This window comes from Streptomyces sp. NPDC101166 (genome assembly GCF_044768125.1).
Lineage (GTDB): Bacteria > Actinomycetota > Actinomycetes > Streptomycetales > Streptomycetaceae > Streptomyces.
The window spans coordinates 1-15200 of the sequence record NZ_JBIWPF010000021.1 but is presented as its reverse complement, the minus strand read 5'-3'; the positions used below and the strand labels follow the sequence as shown (position 1 = coordinate 15200).

Below are 15200 nucleotides of genomic sequence, written 5' to 3'. Positions count from 1 at the left end.
CGCGCTGGCCGACGTGCCCGGCCCGGACCGCGCCGAGACGGTGGCCCGTTCACTCGCCGGACTGCTGGACTTCCTCGACGAACGCGGGCTGTCCGACCGCGTCCCCGCCTTCGACGGCTGGCGCACCCGTGAACCCACCCGCGAGTACCTGTGACGGCACGGCCGTGTACCTCGCCGACACGGCGGCCGGCACGATCCTGCGCTGCCGCGTCGACCCCGTCTCGGGCGATCTCTCGCGCGGCCCGGAGACCATCGCCCGCCTGCGCGACGGCGAAGGCGGCCCGGACGGGAAGACCGTCGACGCGGAGGGCTGCCTGTGGGTGGCGGTGTGGGGCGCCGGCGAGGTCCGCCGGTACCACCCCGACGGCCACAGGCTCCACACCCAGACCGTCCCCGCCCCGCACCCGACATCGGTGCGCCTGCCCCCCGACGGCGACCGCGTCATCGTCACCACCGCCCGCCACGGGGTGAAGACCCCTACGGCGGCCTCCGGCGCGGTGCTCGGATTTCCCGCACCGGTCAGGGGGACGGCGGGCTGCGCCTGGGGCGGCCGGCGCTGAGGGGCGCCGGCCGCCGGATGCGGACGCCGAAGGCCGGCGGATGTCGCGGCACGTTCGCGGCCTTCGGGCGGGGGTCATTCCCCGTCGACGAGCCTCTGGTACGCCTTGGCGTCGAGCAGGTTCTCGAAGGAGCCCCGGGCAGCCTTGATCTTGTAGAGCCACATCCCGTACGGGTCGCTGTTGACCTCCTCGGGACTGTCCACGGCATCCTCGTTGACCGCGACGATCTCCCCGCCGACCGGGCTGAACAGGTCGGACGCCGCCTTGACCGACTCCACCGTGCCGACGGAGTCCCCCGCCTCGACCACCTTGCCGACGGAGGGCAGATCGAAGAAGACGATGTCGCCGAGGGTCTTCTGGGCGTGATCGGTGATGCCGACGGTGACGGTCCCGCCGTCGGTGTGGATCCACTCGTGTTCTTCGGTGTACTTGAGATCGGTGGGCACGTGGGACATGTCAGCTCCATCAGCCGTGGGGGTGCGAGGTGCGACGCGGCCGCCCTGTCGACGACCGACAGGGACAGCCTCGCGTCACCGCTCCGCAAAGGCGTGTATTTCGAGCGCCAGGTTCCACCGTCCGGGTGAGCCTCCTGGAGAAGCGGTGCCGGCATAGTCCGAGTCATGAGCGCCATGGGAACGCCCCCGGAACCGCAACCCGAACCCTCGACTCGAAGCGGCCTCAAGGCACTCGGCGAGGTGGCGTGCAGATACCAGGCGGATGAGATCTCCGTCTGATCCCGGTCTGGAGCGGCGCGGCGCCACGGGGTGCGTCAACCGACGGCGAGGCCGGCCGACCATGAGATCGAGCTCGCCGCCCCTGCTGCTCTCTGCCGGCAGGCGTCAGGTCTGCCTGGTCAGCGCTGAAGCTGCGGCGGCGGTGCCATCCGGCGGCGCTCGGCCGGAGTCGGGCACGCTCACCGAGCGGCGGCCGCGGCCTCCACGTCGCAGCGAAGGATCCGCTCCTCCGCATCGGCCAGCCAGAAGAAGACCGGGGGCAGGGCGAGTTCGATCAACGCCAGCGCGATCTGGAACCACTGCGGCCGGCCGTGGACGGCGAGTGAGAGCAGCCGGCCCACACCGCCCAGCAGGAAGACTCCGGCCAGCCACCGCACCGCCCGGGCCGGGATCGGACGCTGCCGCGCCGCCCAGAGCCAGGCCAGCCCGTAACCGACGAAGCTTGCCCCCATGAACCGGCCCCAGCTGTCGACCGTCGAGCCGGCGGAACCGGCTCCAGGAATCGCCGCGTTGCCGAGCGCGACATGGAACAAACCGATCATCACGCAGGACCAGCCCATCACTTGCGTGAGCAGGCGCAGAACCCTGGCCATGTTCCCTCCAAGTCATCCCTGTCGGAGCTTAGTTGACATGCGTCTACTAACATGGCCGCTCCGGTAGACGGGTGTCAACTAGGCTTTCCGTGTGCCTCCCCACCGACGACGACTCGCCCCCGCCGACCGCCGCGCCCAGCTCCTCGCTGTCGGCGCACGGCTCTTCGCCGCACATCCCTACGCCGACGTGCTGATGGAGGAGGTGGCCAGTGAGGCCGGCGTCTCCCGGGCCCTGCTCTACCGTCACTTCCCCAGCAAGGACGCTCTCTTCGCGGCCGTCTACCAGCAGGCGGCGGACCGACTGCTGGCCGAGACGCGGCTCGACCCCACCGATTCCCTGGTGGAGCAGCTCATCCAGGGCATGGACGTCCACCTCGACTACTTCGTGGCGAACCGCAACGCCGTCCTCGCCGCGAACCGGGTCCTCGCGGGCGACCCGCTGATCCAGACGATCATGGCCAATGAGCTGGACGCGCTCCGGGCTCGACTGCTGGCCGTGCTCCCCCTCGCGGACGAGAGCGCCCGCGAGGCCGTCTCCGGCGTTCTGAAGAGCTGGCTGGTCTTCGTCCAGGTCCTCTGTGTCGACTGGCTCACTCAGGAGACCTGCACCCGCACCGAGTTGCGCGACGTCTGCGTGGGCGCGGTTCTCGGCGCACTGCGGCCTCTGCTCGCCGAGGACCCCGCCCCCGACTGGCCGCCGCGGGGGCTTGGCGCCGGCGCCTAGTGCCACCGGGGTAGCTCCCGCCGGGCAGGAAAGTTGAAAGGGCTACGATTCTGCCTGCGCGACGGCGCACCGGATGTGGTCACCAGGAAACCTGTCCGACCGCAACGCCCGTCGCAGTCGACAAAGGAGACTTCGTCATGTCGATGATCCGGCTCACCGTTCCGTCCGGCTCCCTCACGGAGGAGGGGCGCAAGACCGTCCAGCGCGACCTGGCCGACGTCCTGCTGCGTTCGGAAGGAGCGCCCGACACGCCGTTCTTCCGCGCCCAGCTGTGGAGCTACCTCGTCGAACTGCCCGAAGGGGCGCAGACCACCGCCGAGGACGACGCCCCCCGCTTCCTCATCGACGTCACGGTTCCCCTGGGCGCGCTGTCGGAGCAGGGGAAGGCCGACCTGGTCAAGCACTCCACGGAGACCGTGCTGTCCGCCGCCGGACTCACCCAGGCCGACGCGTCGCGGGTGTGGGTCCTGGTGCACGAGCAGCCCGACGGCACCTGGGGCGCGAGCGGATCACTCGTGCGCTACTCCGACCTCGTGGCCATCGCCAAGGGACAACGCGGCGAGGCGTGATGTGCCGAGGCCGCCGCCCGGTGGGCCCACGACGTACACCGGCGAGGTGTTCTCCCGCTGGTGACCGGAGAGTCTGCGGCGGCTCTCCCCTCGGCCTCCGCCCGTCACCGCCTCATGAGCACAGCACATGGATCAGCGCCTCCAGAGCCGCATTGTCGAGTGCCGTGCGGTGGGCGAGTTTGTTGCGGGACATCCACAGGGTGCGGAGCCGGTCGGCCTCGGCGCGGGTGAGTCGTACGTGCCCCTGCAAGTGCGCGCGCCACATCGCACCGAGCTCCATCTCGGTGCGGCGGCCGTACAGAGCGGCCAATTCCGTCGCGGGGACGCGGGATCGAGCTCGGATCACGTCGGTGAACTGCTCACGGGCCTCGTCGAGCAGGGGCAGCAGGGCGTGATTCTGAGCCAGCCAGATTCGGGTGCGCACGTTGTGCTCTTGTTCGGCCGCGCCGCCCGGACGGCGGCGCAGCCGACCCTCCCATCTGTCGCACGTGCCCAGGTTCCATTCGGTGCGCAGGGACGCGTTCGGATACGGCGTGGCCGCGGTCGGCTCCGTCCGCCGGGGGCCGGGCACGGGGGAGCGGTCAGCCACTGGCCCCGCCGTGAGCCGATGCAACTGGGCGGGAAGGCTGTCCGGGAGTCCGTCCCACTCGACGGCCAGTCGCGCCGCCAGATCGAGGAAGGGCCCGCACACTTCCACGATCGTGGCCTGCGCCACCGCCTCGAGAAGCTGATGGCGGGCGGCCGGACCGGACGGGCAGGGCCTGGACATGGCGACCACGGTCGCGGTGTCCAGTCGGCCAAGGGCGCCCCACCACCAGTGCACCCCGGTGTCCTCGCGTGCGATCTGCTCCGGCAGTTCCACGGGCAGCCCCGTCGAGCCGGACAGCAGCAGCAGCCGCGGGCGGCGCCCCGGGGGCAGGCCGGCCGCCTTGACCGTGGCGGACAGCCTTCTCAGCAGGTCGGTCGCAGCGGTCGGAGCCGCTTCCTCCCAGCCGCGCACCACGATCACCCGGGTCGCAGCTGAGCCGCCCGCTGTGGTGAGGCGGTCGAGGAGCCCCTCGATCCCGGTGCGCTCCCGGCTCTCGCCGGAGCCCGCATCGCCGAGTTCCTTGACGATCCGGTCGGCCAGGGAGTCGACGCCGGGCTCGTCCGGCTGGACTTCAGGCGCCGAAGCCGCGCGAGGCGGCGCAACCGCCGTGCTCACCGTCCGCATGGCCGAGAACGTGGCCAACCCGTCGTCGTAGTCCAGCACCGGGTCCATACCGTCCCACTGCGGCGACGGCACGGGCGGCGGTGGAGGCGGCGCGGGACGGGCGAGGTCTCCGCGCGCCACGACGTCACCAGGTGCGGGAACGAGGACGAAGTTCGCCAGTTCGTGGAGCAGTTCGTCCAGCAGGGCCTCGGCAACGGCGGGAACACCGGTCGCCCCGGCCTGCGGGAAGATGCAGAGACAGCTCCTTCCCGACCGCAGGTCGTCCAGCAACCGCCGCGTCCACAACCGCACTCCCGGCAGTGTGCTCACCGGGATGCCGAAGGACGCGTGCGACACGGGATTCACGACCGTTCCGACAGGACCTGCAGTGCCCGGAAGGTGATCCGGTCGAGCGAGCAACCCTCCGGCCCGTCGTCCAGGACGCCGTGGTCCAGCAGCCGACCGACGAGCGTTCTGACGTCGTCGAGCCGCATCCCGGTGACGGACGCGATGTCCGTGTACGTGCATCCCTCGCCCGGTTCCACGTACTGGCTCCACTCAGTCAGCACCTCGGTGAGACCGGCGTCCAGCCCGACCCGCTCCACATGCACACGGGCGAAGTCGCACTGGCCGACAACGCCGCGCGCGGCCTCCAGAGCGGCTTCGAGCGTGGACCCCTCCCGGGTGATGCGGTGCACGGTCCGCTCCAGGAGGTGGGGCCAGCCACCGGTGAGCTCGATGACCTGCCGCCGCTTGTCAGGGGTGTCGAACGGGCACTCGGGCCAGGCGCGGAGACTGTCCGCCGTCCAACGTTCGGGACGCACCACGCAAGTGATGAGTTCGTCCTTCCGGCCCAGAGAGACCGGGTCCACCAGCAGGACGGCCGTCCGATGCGGCGCGCCCCCCTCCGGCGCACAGGTGTGGGCGTGCAAGGTCTTCGCCCAGGCGGCGACCGCGTCCGTCCCGAGCCCCCGGACGTCGGCCAGCATGAGGAACGGCCGGTCGTCCGCGTCCTCCGCCAGAGCTTGCGACGGATCGGCGACAGCCGCCTCCCGGAAGTCCAGTCCCCTCGCGGTGGAGTACGACCTCACCGCGTGCTTCACGAGCGCCGGCCCATGGGCCTCGGTCAGACACACCGCCGCCACACCGGGGGCCGTCACCATGTGCAGCTGATGCTCCGTCAGCGGACTGTAGCGTGCGATGCCTTCCCTGTCCGCCCCGACGAATCGCCGTGAGAAACGCGGGTTGTAGTCGTAGGGAAGGTCGAACTCGGTCTGACGCAACTCGAGTTCGAGGTCTTCACGAGTTCCGAGCATGCTGACGACGTTCGGGCTGCGGACGGCGTAACGCCGGGCGTCGGCCAGCTGGATGAGCAGCCCCAGGCCGACCATCTCGTCCAGGTAGATCCGCACATCGCTCGCGGTGAGTGAGTGGAACCCCTCCCGCCAGCGCTCCCTGGCCGCCCGCAGGAGCTCGTCGGCGTCGTATCCGTACCGGTAGCGGTCCTCCTGGCTGCGCAACGCGATCACCAGCGCGAGGACCCGGTAGCGGTCCTCCAGGTTGATGGTGATGCGCAGTCGCTCGGCGATGTGCCGGTGGACCTGGGCGGACCCGGTCACGGACCGGACGTCCTCGTCCGTGACGATGATCGGCCAGTTCGCCGAGGCGAGCGCCTTCGCGCGGAGGGTCGCGACGAGCCGTTCGCAGAACATCTGGACCAGACACGCCTGGTAGTTCGTGGCGGCGAGCACCCGCCAGACCAGTTCGGGCCGCTCGAAGCGATACCCGAAGGCCGCCATCGGCTCGACGACCAGGCGCTGCGCCTCCGCAGGCTTCAACGTGCTGATCAGCACGTCCGGACCGCCGTGCGTAAGGGGGACGTTGGACAGGTGGCTGAAGCGCTGGACCTGGTGCAGACCGGCGAATACGATTTTGAAGCGGCGGTCGGTGCGGTCCATCAACCCCTTGAGCCGCAGCACGTTGGCGAAGGTGGCCTCCCCGCCCCGACCGCGTACGGCCTTCGAGTCCGCGGTGAGGAAGGCGTCGGCTTCGTCGGCGAGCACCAGCACCCGCCGGTCGTGGCTTTCGTCCAGCCACCTCTCCACCTGGGCGAGCATGGCATCCGGGGCGCCGGCCGAATCCGCCGAATCCTTCAGCACTCCCACGCGCTTCAGTTCGTCCTCGAGCACCGCCCAGATGCGTTCGGCCGGTTCGGCCTCGCCCACTCCGCGCGCCTTGAGGTCGACGTAGATGGCCTTGCGGCCCGGGGAGCCGGGAAAGGACGCCTGCACCTTGCGCAGCAGAGCGGACTTACCCAACTGGCGGCCGCCGTAGAGGAACAGCGCGCCGAGCGGGTCGGTGACGGCGGCGATCTCCTCCTGCCGGCCGTAGAAGACCTCCGGCGGCACGAGCCCGGCAACGAAGGGCGTGTACGGGTTGTACGCCGTCCAGGGCAGTGTCACCCGCTGAGTGGCCCGGAAAGACCGGGGGGAGCGTGCCGCCACCCAGCCGAACACGGCGGGGTCCACCACCAGCGCCTGCTGGGACGAAGCGGTACGTGCCCGTGTCGCCATCTCCCGGCGCGCGTTCAATCCGAGCGGATACAGATAGAGGATCAGGCAGGCGCCGGAATCACTGCTGTCCAGCAGTTCCAGCGGACTGCGGCCGCGCTGCTCGTCGGAGACCACGAGGATCGTGTACGCCGACGCGGCCGACCCCAGAGCGGCGACGTAACCGGGAGCCGACTCGCTCGCCCGCGCCCGGGCGGTGAGACGCATGACGCCACGCACCTCGTGCTGCTGGTTCCGGACCGGCGTCTGCGGGCATTCCAGTCCCAGCACGCGCAGGACCGACGGGATGTGCCGTTGCCATTCCGAGCCCCGGGTGGCGGGGCGGCACAGTGCGTCCCACGAGTCCAGCCCGCTCCGCGCCCCCTCGGTGAGGGGTTTGCCGTCCAGGTACGACTCGGCCCACGGACGGGCGGAGTAACCCTGGGCGCCGGAGGACTTGCGCACCGAGGGCAGCTCGATGCCGGCGGTGAACCGCTTCAGTTCCGCTCCCGAGTCCGTACCGCTCCAGTCGGGGAGGGGCTTGCCCTCGCGCAGCAGGGCAAGACACTCCTCGGCGGTGACCGTGTCTCCCGCGTCGAGCAGCGAGGCGAGGCGGCGCAGTTCCTCCTCCGAGGGGTTCAACGCCGTCAAGCCCTCACGGAGGCGCTTCACGTACTCCTGTACCTTCGCCCGGATCTCGGCCTCGAGGACGGCGATGCCGGCGCAGGCCCGGCCGAACGCGCCCTCGGGAACGGGCCGCCGCAACTCTTCGAGACGGCCGACGAATTCACGTTCCGTCTGCATGTCGAGCTGTTGGGTGCGCAGTTCGGCGAGGAGGGTGCTCGCCGCGGTGTGGGCCTTGCGATGAACTGTGCTCCAGCGCGTCCACTCGGGGTCGCGCATCTGCCTCCAGTCGCGGGGCACGGCGTCGAGACCGTCGGGAAGGGCGGGGACGAGGTCCTGTTCCAGTGCGGAGACCAGGGCGTCGGCGAGATGCAGGTCGCCCAGGTCGAGGTACCGCCGGAGCACCGCGCGCGCGTCGACCGGCTCCAGCAGCGCGAGCACCGCCTCCGCGAACCCGTCCTCCTCGGGCAGGGGCGCCCCTTCGGCCGAGCGCGGCAGTCCCGGCGCTGCGAGCAGGGCCTCGGTCCGGGGCGGGTCCGTCACCCGTACGGCGTCGGGGTCGCGCGCCGGGGCGGCGGCCCCGCGGGAACGGTCGCCTTCGAGGAGCCACGTGCGCAGCCGCAGCACCGCGGCCCCTTCGACGCCCGGCGGGGGCGTCTCATGGCGCACTTGCTCCAGGGCGTGGCGCAGGCCGGTGGCGCTGTCCGCTCGTTCGTCGACGACGGGGGCGGCCAGCGCCCGGGCACGGGACAGCAGGTCGGACACCTGCTCGATGCTGCGCAGGAGAGCCCGTTTGGCGGCGGCCTCGATCGGTTCCTTCGCCTGCTTCGGAGTGCGGATCTGGGCGTCCGCCTCCTCGATCATGCGTTCCGCCGAGCCGCGCTTGCGGAACAGCTCCCAGACCTGGTCGAGGGCGGCCGCACCGACCGTGCCGGCCGCCCAGGCACTGACCCCCTCCAGGGCCTTCCCCAAGGGCTGGTCCGAGTCGATGAGCCGGGTTCTGACCTGGGTCGCGCGGGTGTAGCCGATGCGCTGGCGCCGCAGGGCGTCATGCAGGGTGGCGGCTTCGGCGGCGATCAGGTCCGAGGTGAGCCCCGCGCTGTCGGTGGTCAGGCGAGTCGCGTTGAGGTCGAGCCGGTGGTAGCGGCGCAACGCCTCGACGGCCCTCTCAAGGAGCTTTCCCCAGTTGCCGGGCACAGCGGTGGAGAGATCCGCCTGGATCAGCAGGTCGTTGGGCCAGCCTGCCAGCAGGCCGGCCCGCAGCGAGGCGACCGTGGCGAGCACCAGGGCGGGCCTGTCGGCCTGGAGCGGCTGGATCTCAGGGGCGAAGCCGGTCATCACGGCCGCGGCTTCTTCCTCGTCGTCGCACGTGAAGGCGGCCTCGGCGAAGGCGAGACAGTCCGCGCGGTGCACGGGCTCCGTCGAGCCGACCGTCGCCCAGTAGGCCTCCTGGAAACGGCCCTGACCGATGAGGCGGGCCACCACGGCTTCGCCGTCGTTGGACGTCGTCGAGGGGGTCCAGGGTGTGAAGTGGGACTTCCGGGGGTCCGCCGGACCCGTGTTCGGGGCTGCCGTGTCCGTGAGGGCAGTAGGGGCGCTGGGGGCTGCTTCACCGGTCGGTTCCGGTGGCGGGGCTGCTTCACCGGTCGGTTCCGGTGGCGGGGCCTGTGACTCCTTCGTGTGCGGCGCGGTTTCGGTCGCAGGGGCCGCCTGGTGAAGGTTGTCCGTCTCGGGTGCCGGGGCGAGTTCCTGAGCGGCGACGGGCTGCGCAGCCGAAACCGCGGGCGAGTCAGGCGTCGGCGCGGTGGCAGGCTCGGCCTCAAGGGACGGCGCGGCGGCCGACATCGCATCCGACACCGCGTCCGGGACCGTTTCTCGTTCGATCTGCGGATTCGAGTCGGAGGGCTCGGCCGGTGCATCGGCTGGTTCGGCCTCGACGGCCGACTCAGGCCCGGATTCCACCGTCGGGACAGGACCCGCGCCCGAACCGATGGTCCGGTCCGGGACGGGCACGGCGTCGGGCGGAGCGCCGCCCGGCGGTGCGGGGGTGCGTGCCCCTGCCGCCAGGAGTTCACCGATGCGGGCCTCCAGCGCGGCCAGGGACTGCTGCAGCGGGATGCGGTGCGGGGCGTCGGACGCGGTCCTGTCCAGCACGACGCGGAGCCCTTCGCGGTCCTCGTCCAGCCTGCGCAGTTCCTCGGCGCGCTCCTCCGAGGCGTCCCGCAGCTCCTGCACGATCGTGTCGAGTTCGGCGAAGCCGTCCTCCTCTGTCCACTCCCGGCCGTCGACGGCGAGTGCGTCCACGATGCCCGAGCGGGCCTGCCTCCACTCCTCCAACCGCACGGCAGGCAGTTCCGAAACGGCCCGTCCGGCTCGAACTTGGGCGAGCACCTCCTCCAGCAACGGGCACAGTTCCGCAGACCGCTCGCTCAACTCCTGCCGAGACACAAGCAGTTGATCCTCGCTGATTTCCATGGTCAACGGCTTGTGCTCTTCTCCGTGTACGGCATCTGCCTCGACGCCTCCCTCGTCCGCGCCCGATGTGTCCTCGCCCTGGCCGACCAGACGGCACCTGCCGTCGCCACGCGCGCACACGCAAGGCGAACCGGCGGCAGTGGCGGCCCCCCACAGGTCGTCCCAGTGGTCTCCGACCGACGTACCGTCGGCGACGGAACTGCCGGAGATGCCGTAGAGGGTGATCTGTGCCAGAACGGGACTGAGGTCGCGGAGCATCTGCCGCAGATCCTCCGCGGCGGGTCGCGACAACTCCTCCGCCGGATGTCCGTAACACCGCTCCAGGCGATACATCGCCCACCCCGACGCGTAGTGCGCCATCGCCGTGAGGCTGCCCGCGCCCGCCCGGCTCAGCCAGGTACGGGCCGCCATGACCTCGCGTCGCCTCAGACGCGGCGTCAGCCCGTTTTTCACGGTGGTGGCGATCCCGGGAATGTGAGCCAAGATGCCGGGGATCATCAGCAGTTCACGGACAGCGCGATCGTCCAGCCCCATCACCCAGGTGCGGAGCCCCTCCCCCTTGGTGTGCATGGACGGATCTTCCCAGAGCGGCACGCATCCGCACGCGATTTCGTCCGAATTCGGCGGCCTCTCGGAACCGGATCTCCGTGGGGGAGTGGAACGAGCGCCGTTGCGGTACTAAGGACGCAGTTCCAGGGAGATGTGCGGGGACAGCGCGTCGAGGAAGTCAGCCGCGTCGAACATCCTGCCGGCGGAGGCGACGCCGACGGTCCTGGTCCGGCCCGTGAGGATGCGGTGGACCGCTTCGACCGCGAGTGGCGCGGTGACTGCGTAGATGTCCTGGCCGTCGGCCACGGCGCGCCGTTCGGTGTCGCCACGGCGTACGACGACGTCGACGAGGAAGGTCTGCGCGGACCGCCCGTGCTCGTCGACCGCCGTGGGCGTCGGCGTGTCCGGGGCCGACACGCCCCTGGCCGCTTCGGTCGTCATATAGGTACGTACTTCGGGGATGGGCAGATGGCTGGGGACGGTGACGACGTCGGCCATGGTGAACTCGCCGATGACAGCCCTGGTCCCCAGCGGGTCCGGGAAAGGCCACTGCAGGGTGGGCAGGTCGTCGTTGTGGTACTCCAACTGCCCCTTCGTGAAACGGACACGGCGCCCGTTTCGCCGCTCCACGGAGACCTTGCCCGCGGCGCGCGTCCCGTCCGTGGGGGCCCAGCCGTTCAGCCCGTACGCGATGTGGGCCTCGTCCGCCTCGGTCCAGTCGCCCATCGCTGCGGTGGCCAGCAGGTCGCCGAGGCCGCCGTAGAAGGCCATCGCGGGGACGATCGCCGTCCCCGCGTCGCGGGCACGATCCGCGAACTGCGCGAACGTGTCGGCGTTGGCCTCGATCTCGGCCGCCACGTCGACGTACGGGATCCCGGCACGCAGGGCCGCCTCGATCACCGGGGCGGCCGTCGTGGCGAAGGGACCCGCGCAGTTGATGACGGCTGCCGCACCTGCCAGTGCGCGGTCGAGGGCCGCCGGGTCGTCGACCGAAGCGGGGCGCACCTCGACTCCGGGGTACTCGTCCGCCAGCGCCTTCAACTTGCCGGCGTCGCGCCCGGACAGAACCGGGACCAACCCGCGCTCCCGCAGGTGTGCCACCACGAACCGGCCGGTGTGCCCATACGCGCCGTACACCGTCACCGTCTGCCCCGCCGCCATGACTTCTCCCCTGTGCTCGAACCGATCGACTGCGACCATCCTGGCGGGAGTGAAGCTGCAACAGTGAGTGTCTGGAACGACATCCCCCATACAATTACGGACATGAGAACTGTCGCGCTGGCCGTCACCGACGGGATGCTGCACTTCGAACTGTCCGTGGCCCACGAGGTCTTCGGCTCCGCCCCGGACGCAGTCACCGTCCCGTGGTACGACGTCTCGGTCTGCGGGCCGGGCACGGTGCGGTTCGGCCGGTTCCGGCTGGAGCCCGACCACGGCCTCGACCGGCTCCCAGACGCCGACACCGTGATCGTCCCGGGCTGGGCCGACGTCGACGTGGCCCCGCCCGTCGAACTGGTCGAGGTGGTACGCGCCGCCCACGATGCGGGCGCCCGCGTGGTCTCCCTGTGCACGGGCGCGTTCGTGCTGGCCGCCGCGGGTCTGCTGAACGGCAGGCGAGCCACGACCCATTGGGCGCACACCGACGTCCTGGCCGCCCGCTACCCCGACGTGGAGGTCGACCCGGGCGTCCTCTACGTGGACAACGGCAGCGTGCTCACCTCCGCGGGCAAGGCCGCAGCGCTCGACCTGTGCCTGCATCTCGTCCGCCTCGACCACGGCTCGTCGATCGCCAACGTCGTCGCCCGCCGCCTCGTCGTACCACCGCACCGAGCCGGCGGCCAGGCTCAGTTCGTCACCGCCCCGGTGCCCACCCAGGACGACCACCCGCTCGCCGCCCTGCTCCCCTGGATCGTCGAACGGCTCGACCAGCCGCTGACCGTGGAGGACCTGGCCCGCCACGCACGGATGAGCTCACGCCACCTGGGCCGCCACTTCCAAGCGGCGACCGGCACCACGCCCTTGCAATGGCTGCTGACCCAACGCATCCGTCACGCCCAGGAACTGCTGGAGAAAACCGACGAGAGCATCGACGCCATCGCAGCGGCCACCGGCATGGGCACCGCCACGACGCTGCGCCGAAACTTCAACCGCACCCTCGGCGTGCCCCCGGACGCCTACCGCCGCACCTTCCGCTCCCGGGCCCGCCCTTTCCCGGGATCGGCGACCGGTCAGGCAGCAATCGGTCGTACACAGGGTGAGTGAGCGAGTTCGTCGTATGGGGTCGCCTGGAGGTCAACAGTGCCTGTAAGCGATCCACTTGATCCAGCGTCAAGCCGGTAGCCCGCATTCTCGATGACTTGGCTCGCGCCCTGAGCATGAGGGCTCAGCCTTGCGGCTCCTGCGGCTTGACGTCGAGGTCGCGCAGATTCTGGTCCTTGAGCTCGGTGCGGGCCTCCGTGCGGTGGCCGCGGGCGATGTAGTCACGCACGATCGCCTCGACAGCGTCCTGGGGCGAGCCGATCCCAGCCAGGACCATCACTTCCACGACGAGTTCGGCGTCGAGACTGATATTGACCTTGGCCATCGTGCCCCCTCATTGCGTCGCACGGCACTCTAGCCGCAGCTCCGCAGCGTGCGCTCGAGATTCGATCTCAGGGGACGGTTCAGAGCGGAATGATCTCGCTGGGACTGGTTCGCTCACGGAGACGGAGCCGTCCTGAACAGCCCCGTTCATCGGGCTGAGACCGCGCCGGTTCGCCAACTGGCCACCGCTGTGCGGACCTGGTCCGCAAGGGCCGACCCTGGACTCTGCCGCCGGAACAAATGTGACCTAACGCCAACAGGCCCCGCAGTTCGGGGTGGTCAAGTCGGCCGCCGACCGCATCATCGACAACGGAACTGTCCGGCGTAGGACGCCGTCGGCTGCACCACAGGGAGAAACAATGCCTCCCACCGCAAAGTCCGCGCCCGCGCAACATGTCATTTCGCCACGGCCACGGTAGCGATGACACCGGCAATGGTCGCCGTCGCCGCGATGGCGCTCCAAATCACCGAACTGCGATGCCACCAGGGTTGCGGGAGTGTCGGCACGGGCTCGTTGGCGGAGGCGGTCGCTGTGCTGCCACCAGCGGCTTTCGCGCTCGGCGCGACAATGGTGATGGTGGTTCCGTAGCCCCCCGTGATGTTGAACGCCTGCTGCGCAGCTGAACCGATCTGATCAAGGCTGGGGTTTCGCTGGCCGGGCGGCATGGTCGCTCTCACCTCCGCGACGAACTGCGTCAAGCGTGTCCTGATGTGATCGAGGACTTGCTGAAGCGCCGTCAGCCGCACTCTCCAATACAGGGACAGCACGGCGGAGCCGTGGCCCAGCTCATCCGTCACCTCCGCCAGGTACTCGTCTGAACCCGGCGGGCGGAGCTCCAGGTTCCACCCCATGGCGATCAGAGCTTCCATCTCCCTGACCCCGTATCGGATCGGGGCATGCTGCCCGACGTCGCGATCACGTACCGACTGAGGAAGCTGATTCGGGCTGATCTGCCGGGTGTCTTCTGGTTGCGGTCGGCCAGGGGTACTGGGCTCCAGAGTTATCACGAGCGTTGCTGCGACCTTTCGAAACCCGGGCACTTGCTCGTCGACCTCATACCCATCCAACTGCTTCAGCGCCCAGGCGCGGAGTTCTTCCTGGTGGGCATAGCCAGCTATGAGCAGAAACCGGCGAAGGGCGGTGGCCAACGAGACGTCCTCGTCCAGAACGGCACGCTCAAGCTGATCCAGACCCTCGATGTCGGGTGTCGTCACAGCGGTCGAGTGTGCCCCACTCGCTCGTGGCTGAAGAGGGTTTCGCAGCACATCGCTTATTCAGGACCGATACTTGCTGTTTCGCTCGACCATCTTTTTTCATCCTGGTCTGGTGAACGACAACGTGGCGTTTCGGTGAGTCACAGCCGGTTCCTAGCGCCAAGGATCGAGAGCGTGCTTGCCACGGGTCCGGCCCGCTTCGAGCTCCTGCAGCAGGGACGGTCCCTCCGCCAGGGGGTGGACCTGGGATGTGCCGGGCAAGTACACGCCGGCGGCGATGAGCGCGTCGATCTCGGCGAGCAGCTCGCCCTAGATAGACGGGGCCGCAGTTGCCAGCGCGCCGATGTGCAGGCCCTTGACCTGCACGGGACGGGTGAAAACCAAGTCGTGTGTGCTCAGGCTGGTGTCGCCGGAGGCGGCTTGATCAAGCGCACTGGCAGTCCGGACTCCAGCAGCGAGCGGATGACGAGGACTCGGTCGAGGGTCGACCTGCAGTAGTCGCGATACCCATTGCTGAAGCGACCCGGGACGATCAAGCCCTCATCCTCGTAGTACCGCAATGACCCCGCACTCACGCCGCTGGCCCTGGACGCTTCGCTGATCTTCATACCTGGAAGCAACGTCCGGGGCGTTTCACGAACTTCCCGGGGAGCTGGAGACCATTGGACGGTTCACGCATGACGCCCGGCCCCCCGAAATGAGCCGGGGGTGTGCGCCGAAGCCTCACCCGTTCGCCTCCTTAGAAGTCATCTCAATTGGCGACTGGCGGCGTGCATAGTGGCTGGCAGACGGGCTGCGATGGCGGTTGAATGCGTCGGTGAGCGACTACTGGA

Annotated in this window: 13 protein-coding genes; 5 read left to right on the top strand and 8 right to left on the bottom strand. The window is 69.9% G+C overall.

Annotated elements, in window-relative coordinates; genetic code table 11:
* Positions 1–13 precede the first annotated feature (13 nt).
* Together ACIRS4_RS29840 and ACIRS4_RS29835 are read left to right on the top strand one after the other, a co-directional pair.
* Positions 14–154, top strand: a complete 141-nt coding sequence (locus ACIRS4_RS29840; protein WP_404201901.1) for a hypothetical protein — start codon at positions 14–16, stop codon at positions 152–154.
* A gap of 10 nt (positions 155–164) precedes the next feature.
* Complete coding sequence (locus ACIRS4_RS29835; protein ID WP_404201899.1) at positions 165–560, top strand: SMP-30/gluconolactonase/LRE family protein; 396 nt, start codon at positions 165–167, stop codon at positions 558–560.
* 74 nt (positions 561–634) lie between these two features.
* On the opposite strand, the gene gcvH is transcribed toward ACIRS4_RS29835, so the two are convergent.
* Positions 635–1015, bottom strand: a complete 381-nt coding sequence (gcvH, locus tag ACIRS4_RS29830) for a glycine cleavage system protein GcvH (protein WP_404201897.1) — start codon at positions 1013–1015, stop codon at positions 635–637.
* A 458-nt stretch (positions 1016–1473) separates the two neighbouring features.
* A complete protein-coding gene (locus tag ACIRS4_RS29825) occupies positions 1474–1887 on the bottom strand; it encodes a DUF4345 domain-containing protein (RefSeq protein ID WP_404201895.1) in 414 nt (137 codons plus the stop codon).
* 91 nt (positions 1888–1978) lie between these two features.
* Between ACIRS4_RS29825 and ACIRS4_RS29820 the strand changes: the two genes are divergently transcribed.
* Together ACIRS4_RS29820 and ACIRS4_RS29815 are read left to right on the top strand one after the other, a co-directional pair.
* Complete coding sequence (locus tag ACIRS4_RS29820; RefSeq protein ID WP_404201893.1) at positions 1979–2611, top strand: TetR/AcrR family transcriptional regulator; 633 nt, start codon at positions 1979–1981, stop codon at positions 2609–2611.
* Between the two features lie 137 nt (positions 2612–2748).
* Positions 2749–3180, top strand: a complete 432-nt coding sequence (locus ACIRS4_RS29815; RefSeq protein WP_404201891.1) for a 4-oxalocrotonate tautomerase family protein — start codon at positions 2749–2751, stop codon at positions 3178–3180.
* 112 nt (positions 3181–3292) lie between these two features.
* On the opposite strand, the gene ACIRS4_RS29810 is transcribed toward ACIRS4_RS29815, so the two are convergent.
* The 3 genes from ACIRS4_RS29810 to ACIRS4_RS29800 form a co-directional block, all read right to left on the bottom strand.
* Complete coding sequence (locus tag ACIRS4_RS29810) at positions 3293–4738, bottom strand: hypothetical protein (protein WP_404201889.1); 1446 nt, start codon at positions 4736–4738, stop codon at positions 3293–3295.
* A complete protein-coding gene (locus tag ACIRS4_RS29805; RefSeq protein WP_404201887.1) occupies positions 4735–10590 on the bottom strand; it encodes a hypothetical protein in 5856 nt (1951 codons plus the stop codon). The genes ACIRS4_RS29810 and ACIRS4_RS29805 overlap by 4 nt, the downstream gene beginning before the upstream one ends.
* A 108-nt stretch (positions 10591–10698) precedes the next feature.
* Positions 10699–11730 (bottom strand): saccharopine dehydrogenase family protein, encoded by a 1032-nt coding sequence (locus ACIRS4_RS29800; RefSeq protein WP_404201885.1) that lies wholly within the window; start codon positions 11728–11730, stop codon positions 10699–10701.
* A 102-nt stretch (positions 11731–11832) separates the two neighbouring features.
* On the opposite strand from ACIRS4_RS29800, the gene ACIRS4_RS29795 reads away from it, so the two are divergent.
* A complete protein-coding gene (locus tag ACIRS4_RS29795; protein WP_404201883.1) occupies positions 11833–12831 on the top strand; it encodes a helix-turn-helix domain-containing protein in 999 nt (332 codons plus the stop codon).
* A 121-nt stretch (positions 12832–12952) separates the two neighbouring features.
* On the opposite strand, the gene ACIRS4_RS29790 is transcribed toward ACIRS4_RS29795, so the two are convergent.
* From ACIRS4_RS29790 to ACIRS4_RS29780, 3 genes are all read right to left on the bottom strand, one after another.
* A complete protein-coding gene (locus tag ACIRS4_RS29790; protein WP_404201881.1) occupies positions 12953–13153 on the bottom strand; it encodes a type II toxin-antitoxin system VapB family antitoxin in 201 nt (66 codons plus the stop codon).
* A gap of 395 nt (positions 13154–13548) precedes the next feature.
* Positions 13549–14367, bottom strand: coding sequence for a hypothetical protein (locus ACIRS4_RS29785; RefSeq protein ID WP_404201879.1), 819 nt, complete (start codon positions 14365–14367; stop codon positions 13549–13551).
* Positions 14368–14762: 395 nt separating this feature from the next.
* Positions 14763–14975: a MerR family transcriptional regulator gene (locus ACIRS4_RS29780; protein ID WP_404201877.1), complete on the bottom strand. Its 213-nt coding sequence runs from the start codon at positions 14973–14975 to the stop codon at positions 14763–14765.
* Between the last annotated feature and the right edge of the window lie 225 nt (positions 14976–15200).